This is a genomic window from Dyella sp. AD56, assembly GCF_002878475.1.
Taxonomy (GTDB): Bacteria; Pseudomonadota; Gammaproteobacteria; order Xanthomonadales; family Rhodanobacteraceae; genus Dyella.
This window is the reverse complement of sequence record NZ_NRDP01000030.1, coordinates 78,064-92,105: the sequence shown is the minus strand read 5'-3', so window position 1 is coordinate 92,105 and position 14,042 is coordinate 78,064. Positions and strand designations below refer to the sequence as shown.

The 14,042-nt window shown below is 64.1% G+C and carries 14 protein-coding genes and 1 tRNA gene; 11 read left to right on the top strand and 4 right to left on the bottom strand.

The window, feature by feature from the left end:
* Nucleotides 1-124: 124 nt before the first annotated feature.
* A tRNA-Pro gene (locus DyAD56_RS19170) sits at nt 125-201 on the bottom strand.
* A 198-nt stretch (nt 202-399) separates the two neighbouring features.
* Between DyAD56_RS19170 and hisS the strand changes: the two genes are divergently transcribed.
* The 3 genes from hisS to DyAD56_RS19155 all read left to right on the top strand — a co-directional run bounded on the left by hisS (nt 400) and on the right by DyAD56_RS19155 (nt 4,095).
* On the top strand, nt 400-1,785 hold the full coding sequence (gene hisS / locus DyAD56_RS19165) for a histidine--tRNA ligase (protein WP_102304440.1): 1,386 nt from the start codon (nt 400-402) through the stop codon (nt 1,783-1,785).
* The gene (locus tag DyAD56_RS19160; RefSeq protein WP_102304439.1) at nt 1,782-2,120 is read left to right on the top strand and encodes a hypothetical protein; all 339 of its coding nucleotides are present in this window, start codon (nt 1,782-1,784) and stop codon (nt 2,118-2,120) included. Before hisS ends, DyAD56_RS19160 begins: the two co-directional genes overlap by 4 nt.
* 82 nt (nt 2,121-2,202) lie before the next feature.
* Nucleotides 2,203-4,095: an aromatic amino acid lyase gene (locus DyAD56_RS19155; protein ID WP_102304438.1), complete on the top strand. Its 1,893-nt coding sequence runs from the start codon at nt 2,203-2,205 to the stop codon at nt 4,093-4,095.
* A gap of 62 nt (nt 4,096-4,157) precedes the next feature.
* On the opposite strand, the gene DyAD56_RS19150 is transcribed toward DyAD56_RS19155, so the two are convergent.
* Genes DyAD56_RS19150 through DyAD56_RS19140 form a run of 3 tightly spaced genes read right to left on the bottom strand, consistent with a single transcriptional unit; the run spans nt 4,158 to nt 6,790 of the window.
* Nucleotides 4,158-4,784, bottom strand: a complete 627-nt coding sequence (locus tag DyAD56_RS19150; RefSeq protein ID WP_102304437.1) for a DUF998 domain-containing protein — start codon at nt 4,782-4,784, stop codon at nt 4,158-4,160.
* A 9-nt stretch (nt 4,785-4,793) separates the two neighbouring features.
* Complete coding sequence (locus tag DyAD56_RS19145; RefSeq protein WP_102304436.1) at nt 4,794-6,335, bottom strand: MDR family MFS transporter; 1,542 nt, start codon at nt 6,333-6,335, stop codon at nt 4,794-4,796.
* Complete coding sequence (locus DyAD56_RS19140) at nt 6,332-6,790, bottom strand: MarR family winged helix-turn-helix transcriptional regulator (RefSeq protein WP_102304435.1); 459 nt, start codon at nt 6,788-6,790, stop codon at nt 6,332-6,334. The genes DyAD56_RS19145 and DyAD56_RS19140 overlap by 4 nt, the downstream gene beginning before the upstream one ends.
* A gap of 362 nt (nt 6,791-7,152) precedes the next feature.
* On the opposite strand from DyAD56_RS19140, the gene DyAD56_RS19135 reads away from it, so the two are divergent.
* The 8 genes from DyAD56_RS19135 to hisF are packed head-to-tail and all read left to right on the top strand — an operon-like array spanning nt 7,153 to nt 13,956.
* Entirely contained in the window at nt 7,153-7,488 is a 336-nt protein-coding gene (locus DyAD56_RS19135) for a YerC/YecD family TrpR-related protein (protein ID WP_102304434.1), read from the top strand.
* Nucleotides 7,485-8,378 (top strand): ATP phosphoribosyltransferase, encoded by an 894-nt coding sequence (gene hisG, locus DyAD56_RS19130; protein ID WP_102304433.1) that lies wholly within the window; start codon nt 7,485-7,487, stop codon nt 8,376-8,378. The genes DyAD56_RS19135 and hisG overlap by 4 nt, the downstream gene beginning before the upstream one ends.
* Before the next feature lie 27 nt (nt 8,379-8,405).
* Entirely contained in the window at nt 8,406-9,713 is a 1,308-nt protein-coding gene (gene hisD, locus DyAD56_RS19125; protein ID WP_102304432.1) for a histidinol dehydrogenase, read from the top strand.
* A complete protein-coding gene (hisC, locus tag DyAD56_RS19120; RefSeq protein ID WP_102304431.1) occupies nt 9,710-10,816 on the top strand; it encodes a histidinol-phosphate transaminase in 1,107 nt (368 codons plus the stop codon). Before hisD ends, hisC begins: the two co-directional genes overlap by 4 nt.
* Complete coding sequence (hisB, locus tag DyAD56_RS19115) at nt 10,813-11,877, top strand: bifunctional histidinol-phosphatase/imidazoleglycerol-phosphate dehydratase HisB (protein ID WP_102304430.1); 1,065 nt, start codon at nt 10,813-10,815, stop codon at nt 11,875-11,877. Before hisC ends, hisB begins: the two co-directional genes overlap by 4 nt.
* Nucleotides 11,877-12,467, top strand: a complete 591-nt coding sequence (hisH, locus tag DyAD56_RS19110; RefSeq protein ID WP_102304429.1) for an imidazole glycerol phosphate synthase subunit HisH — start codon at nt 11,877-11,879, stop codon at nt 12,465-12,467. Before hisB ends, hisH begins: the two co-directional genes overlap by 1 nt.
* Entirely contained in the window at nt 12,464-13,192 is a 729-nt protein-coding gene (hisA, locus tag DyAD56_RS19105) for a 1-(5-phosphoribosyl)-5-[(5-phosphoribosylamino)methylideneamino]imidazole-4-carboxamide isomerase (RefSeq protein WP_102304428.1), read from the top strand. The genes hisH and hisA overlap by 4 nt, the downstream gene beginning before the upstream one ends.
* On the top strand, nt 13,186-13,956 hold the full coding sequence (gene hisF, locus DyAD56_RS19100; protein WP_102304427.1) for an imidazole glycerol phosphate synthase subunit HisF: 771 nt from the start codon (nt 13,186-13,188) through the stop codon (nt 13,954-13,956). The genes hisA and hisF overlap by 7 nt, the downstream gene beginning before the upstream one ends.
* Nucleotides 13,957-14,042: the final 86 nt, after the last annotated feature.

Sequence of the window (14,042 nt, the reverse complement as noted above, 5' to 3'; positions counted from 1 at the left end):
CTCGGTTTTTTTACGCCAAGGCGCTGCAGTCGCGGTGGGTCATGCGTTGGGGCGGAATATTCAGACCCCGGAAAAGAAGAAGGCCCTGAAAGCGTGCTTTCAGAGCCTTGCTTACTTCGAATTTTGGTCGGGGTGACATGATTCGAACATGCGACTTCTACGTCCCGAACGTAGCGCTCTACCAGGCTGAGCTACACCCCGTGGGAGCCGCGTATCTTAATGACCCCTAGGAGCCTTGGCAACACTTTGTGAAAAAAATTCTTCACAAAGGTCAAAGGGACTGTCGCAGCCCCTTTGAGGAGGGTGTGGAAGCGGCCTTCTGCTAACCTATACGGCTCTGTCGGACCGTACGCCAACAGGCGGCTGGCCGGCCTCCCACACCGCTTAGCTGAGGACTTCATGGCGCTTACCCAGGCCCGTACCATGCCCGGCGTGCTCGAGCTGCTGCCGCTCGACCAGATTGCGTTCCAGCGCATGCTCGACGTGATTCGCCGCAACTATGAGCGCTTTGGCTTTCTGCCGGTGGAAACGCCGGTGATGGAATTCTCGGATGTGCTGCTCACCAAGACGGGCGGCGAGACCGAGCGCCAGGTCTATTTCGTGCAGTCCACCGGTGCGCTGAACAATGCGGAGAAGGGCGAGGGCGTGCCCGAGCTGGCGTTGCGCTTCGATCTCACCGTGCCGCTGGCCCGCTATGTCGCTGAGCACGAGCACGACCTTTCCTTCCCGTTCCGCCGCTACCAGATGCAGCGCGTGTATCGCGGCGAACGCGCTCAGCGCGGACGCTTCCGCGAGTTCTACCAGTGCGACATCGACGTGATCGGCAAGGACAGCTTGTCGGTGCGCTATGACGCTGAGCTGCCAGCGGTTATCTACAGCGTGTTCCGTGAGCTGAACATCGGCCCGTTCACCATCCACCTCAACAACCGCAAGCTGATGCTCGGGTTCTTCGAGAGCCTGGGTGTGACTGATGGCGAGCAGCAGACGCTGGTGCTGCGCGAAGTGGACAAGCTCGACAAGCGCGGCGCCGACTACGTGCGTGACACGCTTACCGGTGAACAGTTCGGTTTGAGCGCGGATACCGCGCAGAAGATCCTCGATTTCGTGCAGGTGCGCTCGGTCTCGCTGCAGGACGCCTACGACAAGCTTGACGCGCTGGGCTCCGGCCCGGAAGCGATGGAGCAGGGGCGCACTGAGCTCAAGGAAGTGCTTGGCCTGATCCACGCGTTTGGCGTGCCGGAATCGCACTACGCGTTGAACCTGTCCATCGCGCGTGGCCTGGATTACTACACGGGCACGGTTTACGAGACCACGCTCAACGATCACCCGCAGATCGGTTCGATCTGCTCGGGCGGTCGCTACGAGAACCTCGCTGGCCAGTACACCAAGTCGCACCTGCCGGGCGTGGGTATTTCCATTGGCCTGACGCGCCTGTACTGGCAGCTGCGCGATGCGGGCCTCATCGGCACCGCGCGCAGTACCGTAGACGTGCTGGTGACGCAGATGGATCCGGCGCAGTTGCCGGCCTATCTGGCCTTGGCCAGCGAATTGCGCAGCGCAGGCATCGCCACTGAGGTGGTGCTGGACGGCGGCAAGCTGGGCAAGCAGTTCAAGTACGCCGATCGCGCCGGTATCCGCTTTGTGATCGTGCTGGGCGAGGACGAGCTCGCCAAGGGCGTGGTCACCGTGAAGGATCTGCGCCGTGAGGACCAGTTCGAGGTGTCGCGCGCGGAACTCATCAAGACGTTGCGCGTCGAACTGGCGCAGGCGGAAATCAGCCAATGAGGCATTGGGCAACCGTGGTGATGGCAGCCATGTCATTGACCGGTTGCCAGATCGAGAAGACATCCGCCTGGAAGATCCGGCCGGGTGTCTACGAGATAAGCCACCTTGCTTGCGGTTTTCGCGCGGAGGCGAATGATGCTTCGCCGAACCCGCTGGTCGACAGCATGCGGTCTGCCATCGAAGCGCGCGCCGCACGCTACTGCTCGGCGGGCCACACTCTTTCGGATGTGCAGCTAAGCAACTCGGGCATGCGCGGATCGGCCGTGACGGGCGAGTGCCCTACGGTGACGCTGAGTGCCACGGTGCGCTGTGAAACTGCGCCTGCACATGATTAAACATTTTTCCATTCGTTGCGGCCGCCTTTGAACGGCGAGTCGCTGACATTCCCTTGATGGCCCGTCCGGGCTGGAGCCAAGCATGACCGCAAAGACCATACTCCTGGACGGCAATAGCCTCACGCGCGAACAGCTGGTGGCCGTTGCCCGGCAGGGTCTGCGCGTGGATCTGGACGAAGCGCAGCTTAAGCGCGTGCAGCGCGCCGCCGATTTCCTTGCGGACAAGGTGAGCTGTGGCGAACCTACCTACGGCGTGACCACGGGCTTCGGCAGCAACGCCGACAAGTTGCTGGGCGCGCATCGTCTGCGTGATGAGTTGCCTGGCGGCCACCCCGACAAGCCGGAAGGTACGCTGCTGGAAGAGCTGCAGCACAACCTGATCACCACGCACGCCGTGTGCGTGGGCAAGCCGTTCGCGCCGGACGTGGTGCGCGCGATGCTGGTCATCCGCATCAATACGTTGATGCGTGGCCATTCCGGCATTCGCGTGGAAACGCTCAAAGCGCTGACCGCCATGCTCAATGCGGGCGTGGTGCCGGTGGTGCCGGAGAAGGGCTCGGTGGGCGCCAGTGGCGACCTCGCGCCGCTGTCGCATCTGGCCATTGTGTTGCTCGGCGGTGGCGAAGCGTTCTATCAGGGCGAGCGCCTGTCGGGCGCCGAAGCGCTCAAGCGCGCGGGTCTCACGTCGATCCGCCTGTCCTTCAAGGAAGGCTTGGCGCTGAACAACGGCACGGCGCAGATGCTGGCGACCGCTACGCTCGCGCTGGACGAACTGGAACATCTGCTGGAGCTGGCGGATCTCGCGGCGGCGATGACGCTCGACGCGTTCGCTGGCCGCAGCGGCGCACTGCGACCGGAGGTGCATGCGCTGCGCCCGCATCCGGGGCAGGTCGATGTGGCGGCCAACGTCCGTGGCCTGCTCGCCGGCAGCACGCTGGTCGATATTCCGTATCACCTCGTGCCGCGCTTTAAGCAGTGGTCGGCCGAGGCATGGGCTGATCCGGCGGATCAGGCGCTGACCTTCGACATCGGTTGGGACTGGGTGCCGGCGAACCAGCGCCACGGTCGCGAAGCGTTCTATGCACGCTTCCTGCCGTTCAAGGGCGGCAAGAAGCACCAGCCGCAGGACGCCTACTGTCTGCGCTGCATGCCGCAGGTGCACGGCGCGGTGCGCGATGCGTGGGCACAGGCATGTCGTGTGATCGACATTGAGCTGAACTCGGTCACTGATAACCCGCTGATCTTCCCGGATGCCGAGGACGCGCAGTTCATCGAAGAGCAAGTGATCTCTGCGGGTCATTTCCACGGTATGCCGCTGGCGTTGGCGATGAGCTACGTGAAGGCAGCCATCCCGGTGCTGGCCTCCATTTCGGAGCGTCGCCTCAACAAGCTGGTTGACCCGGCCACCAATGATGGCCTGCCGGCGTTCCTCACCGGCAATGAAGACGGCACCGATTCCGGCTTCATGATCGTGCAGTACACGGCGGCAGCACTGGTGAATGACCTGGCTACGCGTGCGCATCCGGCCAGCGTGTACTCCGTGCCGACCAGCGCGAATGCGGAAGACCACGTATCGATGGGCGCCAACGAGGCGCGACACGTACTAGAGATGATGGAAGACCTCAGCCACGTCGTTGCGCTGGAGCTCTACACCGCCGCGCAGGCGCTGGATTTCCGTCAGGCCATGCTCAACGCCGCTTGCCGTCTCGCCACGCGTGGCGACTGGCAGGCGCTGGCGGGTAAGGTGTCCAACGCGCCGCGCGAAGATCATGCGCATTACGAGCAGTTCGTGCGCGAGGTGCAGCAACTGAAGGCCGCGCTGGCGAACGTCGGCGATTTCCATGCAGGTTCTGCTGTGCGCGAGGCGCACGACGCGCTGCGCAAGCACATAGGCTTCATGTCGCGCGACCGCGCGATGGATGGCGATGTGCGGACGGTATGCGAACTAGTGCGACAGCGTGTATTCGAGCAGTAACGATTAGAAAGGGGCGCCTCGGCGCCCCTTTTTCTTTCGATGTGTGTGCCTTGTGCTTTGGGTCAATTCGGCTGCGCACTTGCCCGCCACAATTGGCGTGCGGCCCAGGCAAGCCACAGCAGGATCAGCACGATCAGTGCCTTCTGGGTGAGCCCTGGCGGCAGACCCTTCCAAAGCGCCAGAACCCACATCTGCACAAACGCCAGCCAGGCAAGCACGACGCCGGTGTAGCGGCTGCGCTGCATGTGCGCGTCGCGCAGCCATCGCGTCGATAGCAGAAGCATGCCCATGACCAGACAGAGGAACGTTGTCTGCGCTGCTACGCCATGAAGCAGGCGGGCGAGATTCTCGCTTGGCGTGTTTTCATAGAGCACCGTGGCCGCGACGACGGGTAGGGTGATGGCGGCCGCGACAAACAGTGCGCTAGCCAGCCCGCTGCGCAAGCTCTCGCGCGTAACGCGATGGCCGGCCCACGCGAGGCAGGCCAGTGCACTGGCCATCAGGTCGTAGGCTCCGCGCAGCCAGACACCGCCCGGACCGCGAAGGTAGGCGCTCAATGGCATGGCCACTGGATTGAGATCTGCCCGGATCCATTGCAGGGCGCCTGCGGTAACGGCGAAAGCCACGGTGGCAATCGCTATCCAGCTGGCACACAGCGTGATGGGTAGATCGCGCCGCGGAGCAGTCATCAAACGTCCTTACTCGGCGACAGGGGCGGGGGAGGCGTGATGATGATCGTGCAAGGGAATCTCCGGCAGCAACAGGATGAGCACGAACGCGCACGCGACGATGCACGCACCTATCGTGAAGGTCGACGCGATGGCGTGGCGGTACATCATGACCGCGGCATCGGCCGCGTGCTGCCACGCGGGATGGGCGACGCCGCCCTCCGGCATGGCGACGATGGACGGCGCGGTCGCGTTGCCGTGGCTGCGCATCTGCCATGCGAGGATGGCACCAGAACCTGCCACACCGATGAGGCCGCCCAGTGAGCGGAAGAAGGTAAGCGTGGCCGTGCCAACGCCGCGGTGTACGGGTGTCAGTGCGCTCTGCACCGCGATCGTCACATTGGGCATCACTAGGCCAAGACCCAGACCAAGTACGAAGATGGATGGCTCGATAATGCCCAGGCCCTGCGCCGTCGCGGCACTCCACGCCAGCACGCCGAACGCCAATGTGGCGACGGCAAGCCCAATCACCACGGTGGGCTTGTAGCGGCCGGCACGCATCAATACACGCCCGTTGAATAGGGCGGAGATCGCGATGCCCATCATCATCGGGCCGGTCAACAAGCCGGAGCGCGCCGGGCTGACGCCCATCACCAACTGGAAGAACAACGGAAAGAACAGGCTTGCGCCCATCAGTCCCATAAAGGTCAATGCCATTACGATGCTGGCGATCACGAACACACGGTTATGAAATAGGTCCAAGGGCAGCACGGGCTCCGGCTCGTGCTTTACGTGCCGGATGAACAGCACACCCGTGACCAGTGCGAAGGCACTGAGCGTAGCGATGGGCGCAGATAGCCAGGGCCATTCGCCGCCGCCAAGCGTCAGCACCAACAACAGTGCGACGGTGCTGACGGTCATCAGCAGCGAGCCGAGGTAGTCGATGCGTCGCGTATGCAGTGGGGTGTATTGGCGCAGCGAGCGGGCGAGGATCACCAGTGCCACCGCGCCGACGGGCAGGTTGACGTAGAAGATCCAGTGCCAGGACAGCACGTCGGTGATCACGCCGCCGATCACGGGGCCGACTACGCTACACAGCGCGAAAATGCCGGCGGCAATGCCTTGTCGCTTGCCGCGCTGCGTGGGCGGCACCATGTCGCCGATGATGATTTGCGACAGTGGCAACAAGCCACCTGCACCGGCGCCCTGGATGGCGCGGAAGATAATCAGCTCAAGCAGATTGCGCGCCGCGCCGCTCAGCACCGAGCCGAGCAGGAACATGAAGATGGCGAAGTACATCACCGGCTTGCGGCCGTACTGGTCGCTCAGCTTGCCGTAGAGCGGCATGGTGGCGGTGGAGGCGAGCACATAGGCCGTCACCACCCAGGACAGATGGCTCATGCCGCCGAGATCGCTCACGATGCGGGGCAGGGCCGTGGCGACGATGCTCTGGTCGATGGCGCCCAGCGCCAGCACGATCACGAGGCCGGCGAAAACCCGGTTGATCTCCTGTTCGTCGGGGTGATGGACGGCCTGTGAGGGCGCGATGGTTGCGGTACCGGGAATGCTCATGCGTCGATCTCTTCCAGTTCAACGTCGTTCAAGGCGGGTATGGCCGCCCACAGTGCTGCGCGCGAATCGGGCGACAACCGGGTCAGCGCTCTAGTTAGCTGGTCGGTACGCCGTTTGCGCTTGGCGTCGATCAGGGTGTGCCCGTGTGGCGTCACGACGAGGCCGATGCGGCGACGGTCACCCTCACTGGGTTCGGTGCGTTTCACCAGTCCCGCGGCCACCATGCTGTTGATGTGCCCGGTCATGGTCGGACTACGCAGGCCTTCCATCTGGGCCAACTCGCCGACGCCGATACCCGGGTTCTCCAGGATGGTCATCAGCAGGGGCGCGTGCAGTGACGATATGGGTTCGTTGCTGGGCTGCCGTCGCAACTGGCGTACAAGGCGGCGCAACGCGGGCCGCAGTTGCTCGGCCAGTTCGCGTGCATCGGCTTCAGCCGAAGTGTTCGCGCTCACGTCGTTCTCCAGGGGAGTTTAGTAGGTAGGCTACCTATCTAATTTACGCCGATCGGGTGCCGTTGGCGAGTGCCGCCTTCGGGGCGAGGTTTGCGGGAACGCATCGGGACGGCGCGGGCGCGGATGGAGCCGGATCGGTTTCGTTCAGGCGGGGAGTCCTGCGGGGCGCGGGGCGTGGCGCGGGCTGTCGATGCCGAAGTCCCCCGTAGAGCGCTTGCTGTGGCCCTTGGCCGAGCGCAATACCTTGCTGTGGCACGCCCATTGGCGGGATGGCCGCAGCGCGGCGGCACGCGTTGGATGGGTTGCCTGCGTGATTTTCGCCGGGTAAGATGCGCTCCACTGTATTAATGCATTAGTACATTATGAAGCGCCGATCGATCGATCCCGAGATGCCTGCCGAGTCCGCCGAGCTCAGTCTTTGCGAGGCTCTGCTTTCGCTGAAGAACGCCGAAGAGATGTCGGCCTTCCTGCACGACCTGTGCACGCCCGCCGAGCTGGAGGTCATGGTCGACCGCTGGCGCGTCGTGCCTTACTTGCTTGAAGGGGTGTCCTATCGCGAGATTCACGAGCGCACGGCGGTAAGCATCACCACCATCGGGCGTGTGGCGCGTTATCTCAATGCTGGCGCGGGCGGATACCTCGCTGCGGCGGCTCGTGCGGCTCGTCGCCGCTCAGCAAGTAACAAGGCCAAGGCATGAAAGCGCGCGACCGACTGCGTATTGCGATGCAGAAATCCGGCCGACTTACCGAGCCGGCATTGGAACTGCTCAACCGTTGTGGACTCACCTTCCGCCAGAGTCGCGACAAGCTTTTTTGCTTCGGCGAAGGCGAGCCGGTCGACCTGCTGCTGGTGCGCGATGACGATATCCCTGGCCTAATCGCGCAGGGCGTGTGCGATCTGGGCATCGTCGGGCGCAACGTGCTTGACGAATACCGTTTCACGGCGGGCCTGGGTGGTCCGGCACTCGCCGAATGGCGACCGCTGGGCTTCGGCCGCTGCCGGTTGTCGGTCGCTGTACCGCAAGAAGTCGACTACCGCGACGCATCGCAGTTGCAGGGCATGCGCATCGCTACGTCGTATCCCGGCCTGCTGGGCGAGTGGTTGCGCGAGCGCGGTGTCGATGCGGGCGTGGTGACGCTGGCTGGCTCGGTTGAGATTGCGCCGCGGCTTGGCACCGCGGATGCCATCTGCGATCTGGTGCAGAGCGGTGGCACCCTGGTGGCCAACCAGTTGCGCGAAGTGGATGTGCTGCTGGAGAGCGAGGCCGTGCTGGCCGGCCCGCAGGCACTGCCTTCGGATGAGCGTGGCGACATGATTGAGTTGCTGCTCAAGCGGCTCGACGGTGTCATCCAGGTGCGCGAATCGCGTTTGCTTCTGTTGCAGACCTCGCGCGGCTCGCTCGATGCGGTCATCCGGCTACTGCCTGGCGGACCGCAGCCGACGCTGTTGCCGGTAGCGGGGCAACCCGACCAGCTCATGCTGCAGGCGCTATGTGCCGGTGAGGTCAGCTGGCGACAGCTGGAAGAAATCAAGAAGGCTGGTGCACGCGAAATGTTCGTGCTGCCGGTCGAAAAGATGCTTGCGTAACGCAGGCGGACTGAACGAGCGAAACCTATGAATCGCCTGGACTGGAATACCTTAGATACGCGAGGGCAGTGCGCGGCGCTGTCACGCCCGGTGCAGTCGCGCGCCGAAAGCCTACGTGCCGGCGTGGAGCAGATCATCGCCCGCGTGCGCGCTGACGGTGACGTGGCCTTGCGCGAACTTACCGCGAAGCTTGATCGCTGTGCGCTGCATGCCATCGAGGTATCGCAGCGGGAGTGGAACGAGGCGGAAGCCCGGCTTGCGCCTGAGTTGAAAGGCGCCATCGACGAGGCGGCATCGCGCATCGATGCCTTCCATCGTGTGGCCGCACCGCAACCTGTGATGTTGGATACGGCCAGTGGCGTGCGCGTCGAGCGCATACTGCGCTCCATCCAGCGAGTGGGCTTGTACGTACCGGCGGGCAGCGCGCCGTTGCCCTCAACCGCGTTGATGCTGGGCGTGCCCGCGCGTATTGCGGGTTGTGCGGAGGTGGTGCTGTGCTCACCCGCGCGGCCGGATGGTCGTTGCGATGACGCCGTGTTGTACGCCGCGCGCGTCACCGGCGTACACCGCGTCTTTAAGCTCGGCGGCGCGCAGGCCATTGCGGCGATGGCCTACGGTACGGAATCCGTGCCCAAGTGCGACAAGCTGTTCGGCCCCGGCAATGCCTGGGTCACGGAGGCCAAGTTGCAGGTATCAGCCGACCCTGAGGGCGCCGCCATCGATATGCCGGCTGGCCCGTCCGAAGTGCTGGTGATCGCAGACGACAGCGCCAGCCCGGCGTTTGTTGCCGCGGACTTGCTCTCGCAGGCAGAGCACGGCCCCGATTCGCAGGTGATCCTGCTCAGCCCCTCGCTCGCGATGTTGGATGCGGTCGAGGTGGAAGTGGCGAGCCAGTGCGCTGCCTTGCCCCGGGCAGGCATCGCGGAGCAAGCCCTGTCGCAGAGCCGCCTCATTGCGGTGTCGTCGCTCGCGCAGGCGGTGGAGGTCAGCAACCGCTACGCGCCGGAACACTTGATCGTGCAGGTCAGCGAACCGCGTTCGCTGCTTGGCTCCATTGAAAGCGCGGGCTCGGTGTTCCTCGGCCCGTGGACCCCTGAATCCGTCGGGGACTACTGCAGCGGCAGCAATCATGTGTTGCCGACCTACGGCTATGCACGCAGCTACAGCGGCGTCTCCGTGGCCAGCTTCCAGAAGCAGATCACCGTGCAGGAGTTGTCGCCGGAAGGCTTGCGCGCCATCGGCCCCTGTACGGCGACCCTGGCGGCTGCAGAGCAGTTGGAAGCCCACCGGCGTGCAGTAACGCTGCGGCTGGCGGCGCTGGAGGACGCAGCATGAGCGTGCTCGATCTTGCGCGCGAAGAGATCCGCGCGCTCCAGCCGTACTCGTCCGCGCGCATGGAGGCCAGTGGCGGACGCGTGTTGCTCAATGCCAACGAGTCTGCATGGGCGCCACCGGGTGATCACGACCTGTCGTGCAATCGTTACCCAGATCCGCAGCCCGCGGCGCTGGTCGATGCGCTTGCGCAGCTATATGGCGTGCGCGCCTCGCAGGTGCTGGTGGGGCGGGGTAGTGACGAGGCGATTGATCTGTTGGTGCGCGCGTTTTGCCGCGCCGGACAGGATGCCATCGCCATCCAGCCGCCGACCTTCGGCATGTACGCGGTGAGTGCCCGTATCCAGAACGCCGGCGTCGTCACCGTGTCCCTCGATGCGGACTTCAGGCTGGATGCGGATACGGTGCTGGCCACCATGACGCCCGCGATCAAGCTGGTGTTCGTATGCACGCCCAACAACCCGACCGGGCAGCTGGTGCCATTGAGCGACGTGGAGCGTCTTGCGCGCGAACTGCGTGGCCGTGCGCTGGTGGTGGTTGATGAGGCATATATCGAGTTTTCCGATGCTCCGAGCGCGGCATCGCTGCTGGACCGATATGACAACCTCGCCGTGCTGCGCACGCTTTCGAAGGCCTGGGCGCTCGCGGGTGCGCGCGTGGGTATGCTGTTGGCGAATGAGGACGTGATTGCCTTGCTCCGTCGCATCATGGCGCCGTATCCCTTGCCGAGCCCCTGTGTGGCATTGGCGTTGGAAGCATTGTCCGAAGCCGGGCAGGTCGCTGCCCGATCTCACATCGCCATCGTGCGGGAGCAGCGCGCACGCATGGCGCTTGCGCTTGCTGGCGCACCGGGCGTGCGGCAGGTGTTGCCTTCGCAGGCCAATTTCCTCGCGGTGCGATTCGACGAAGCAGGCGCGGTATATCGATGCTTGCTTGAGGCCGGCATTGTGGTGCGTGACATACAGCGCTACCCGCAACTTGAAGACGCACTACGCATCACCATCGGCAAGCCGGAAGAAAACGACCGCGTGCTCGACGTTCTGAACAATCAGGCATGGACTGCCCGCGAACAGGCCAACGGAACGGTGACGGGATCATTCACATGAGTCGCAAGATTCTTTTTATCGACCGCGACGGCTGCCTGATCGAAGAGCCAGAAGACTTCCAGATCGACAGCTACGAGAAGTTCGCACTACTGCCGGGCGTGATCGCAGCGCTGCAACGCTTCATCGCCGCAGGTTACGAGCTGGTCATGGTCACCAATCAGGATGGCCTGGGCACGAATAGCTTTCCCGAAGCCGATTTCGTCGGTCCGCACGAACTGCTGATGCGTATTCTTGCTTCGCAAGGCATCGCCGTGCGCGATGTGTTGATCGATCGCAGTTTTCTGCACGAGCGTAAGGACACCCGCAAACCGGGTATCGGCATGATGCGCCACTACCTTGCTGACGATGGTTGGAGCCGTGCGGCGTCAGCGATGGTTGGCGATCGCGAGACGGATCTGCAGTTCGCCGCGAACATGGGCGTGCGCGGCTTTCGCGTCGGCTCGCACGGGCTGGCATGGGAGGAGGTCGCGCACCAGTTGCTCGATGCTCCGCGCATGGCCACGGTGGAACGCAACACGCGCGAAACGCGCATCACGGTGAGCGTGAACCTCGACAAGGCGGTGGAGCCGCAGGTGCACACCGGGCTGGGCTTCTTCGACCACATGCTGGAGCAGATCGGCAAGCACGGCGGTTTCGCACTGGCGCTGCGTTGCGATGGCGACACTCATATCGACGAGCACCACACCATCGAGGATTGCGCGCTGGCCTTGGGCCAAGCGTTGCGACAGGCGCTGGGCGACAAGCGTGGCATTGGCCGGTACGGCTTCGTGCTGCCCATGGACGAATCGCAGGCGAGTGCCACGCTGGATCTTTCCGGTCGGCCGTACTTCGTCTTCGAGGGGCAGTTTCCGCGCGAACGCGTCGGTGACATTCCCACCGAACTGGTCCCGCACTTTTTCCGCTCGCTGTGCGAAACGCTGGGTGCGAACTTGCACCTGAGCGTGCGCGGTGAGAACGCCCACCACATGGTGGAAGCTTGCTTCAAGGTGGTAGCCCGCACGTTGCGCCAAGCGATCCGCCGCGAAGGTAGCGAACTGCCGAGTACCAAGGGAGCGCTTTGATGAGCGTGGTGCTGGTGGATGCCGGCGGTACCAATATCGGCTCGGTGCGCTATGCATTGCAGCGGCTGGGTGTGGATGCCGCGCTCACTTCGGATCCCGTATCCATTCGCTCGGCAGACAAAGTGATCCTGCCCGGCGTGGGCGCGGCCGGTCCTGGTATGGCTCGCCTGCGCGAGTTGGGTCTGGTGGAGTTGATGCGTTCGTTGACGCAACCCGTGCTCGGGGTTTGCCTGGGTATGCAGCTCCTTTGCGAGCGTTCGGAAGAGGGCGATATCGCTTGTCTTGGTGTGATTCCGGCAACGGTGACGCGCTTTATTGAACAGCCGGGCTTGCGCGTGCCCCACATGGGCTGGAACCGCCTGCAGCGCCGCCGTGAGCATGGCTTGCTGCAAGGAGTGACCGATGGCGACTGGGCCTACTTCGTGCACAGCTACGCGGTCTCTACGGGGGACTACGCCCTGGCCACCACGGAGTATGGCGGTGAGTTCGCTTCGGTGATCGCGCGCGGCAACTTCCATGGTATGCAGTTCCACCCCGAGCGTTCGGCCCAGGTCGGCGCTCGCCTGCTGAAGAACTTCCTCGAACTATGAGTTTCACCGTCATTCCCGCCATTGATCTGCGTGCCGGTCGCGTCGTTCGCCTGAAGCAGGGCGACTATGCACAGCAGACGATATACGATTTCGATCCGCGTTCGCTGGCCCGCGACTATGCCGAGGCAGGCGCCGACTGGCTGCATCTCGTCGACCTGGACGGTGCGCGCGGTGGCAGCCTTGAAAACCTTGCGGTGATCGAAGCGATTGCCCGCGACGGCATGCGCATACAGGCCGGTGGTGGCGTGCGTTCTGAGGCTGACGTGCAGCGCCTGCTCGGCGCCGGCGTGTCTCGCGTGGTGCTCGGCAGTCTGGCCATCCGTGAGCCGGAGACGGTGGAAGGATGGCTGGCGTCGCGTGGTGCCGATAGGTTCACGCTTGCACTGGACACGTTGTATCGCGATGGCGCGTGGACGCTGCCCAGCGCTGGCTGGACGGAAACAGAATCGCGCACGCTGGATGATCTCGCTCCCTGGTACGCGGCGCATGGCGCTACACACTTGCTATGCACCGATATCGATCGCGACGGCATGCTGGCTGGTTTCAATCTGGATCTCTACCGTTATCTCGCATCCACGGTGCCGACGATGGCGGTACAGGCCTCTGGTGGCGTGCGCTCGCTGGACGATATCCGCGCGGCACGTGAGGCTGGCGCACGCGGAGTGATTCTCGGTCGTGCACTGCTCGAAGGCCGTTTCAGCCTGAAGGAAGCGCTCGCATGTTGAGCCGTCGCTTGATTCCCTGCCTGGACGTGCGCGACGGCAAAGTCGTGAAGGGCGTGCGTTTTCGCGATCACGTGGTGATGGGTGAGATCATCGATCTCGCGCTGCGCTACCGCGACGAAGGCGCCGACGAACTGGTGTTCTACGACATCACGGCCAGCCCGGAAGGGCGTAGCGTCGACCGCGGCTGGGTGGAGCGCGTGGCCAGCGTGATCGATATCCCGTTCTGTGTGGCTGGCGGCATCCGCAGCGTAGATGAGGCGAGAGCGGTGCTGCATGCCGGTGCCGACAAGATCTCGGTGAACTCGCCGGCGCTGGAGCGCCCCGGTCTTATCGACGAACTGGCTGCCGCCTTCGGCGTGCAGTGCGTGGTGGTGGGCGTCGACAGTCTGCGCGATGCCGATGGCGAATGGCGCGTGCGCCAGTACACCGGCGATCCGTCACGCACACAGGCGCTGCCGCGCCGTACGCTGGATTGGATCGTAGAGGCGCAGCAGCGCGGGGCGGGCGAAATCGTGCTCAATTGCATGGGCAGCGATGGCGTGCGCCAGGGCTACGATCTGGAACAGCTCATGGTGGTGCGTAGCCTGTGCAACGTGCCGCTGATCGCCTCCGGAGGCGCCGGCGCACCGGAGCATTTTCGTGATGCGTTTGTTGAGGCGGACGTTGACGGCGCGCTCGCGGCGAGCGTGTTCCATTCCGGTGCGATCACCATTCCCTCGCTCAAGCAGGCGCTGGCCGACTGGGGCGTGGACGTAAGGTTGTAACCGAACAACGACTCGTCGCCCCGGACAGCCGAGAGGGGCGAGTTAACGTGGCCGAGGCATGTCCCCCGGCCGCCGATCAGCCCGTT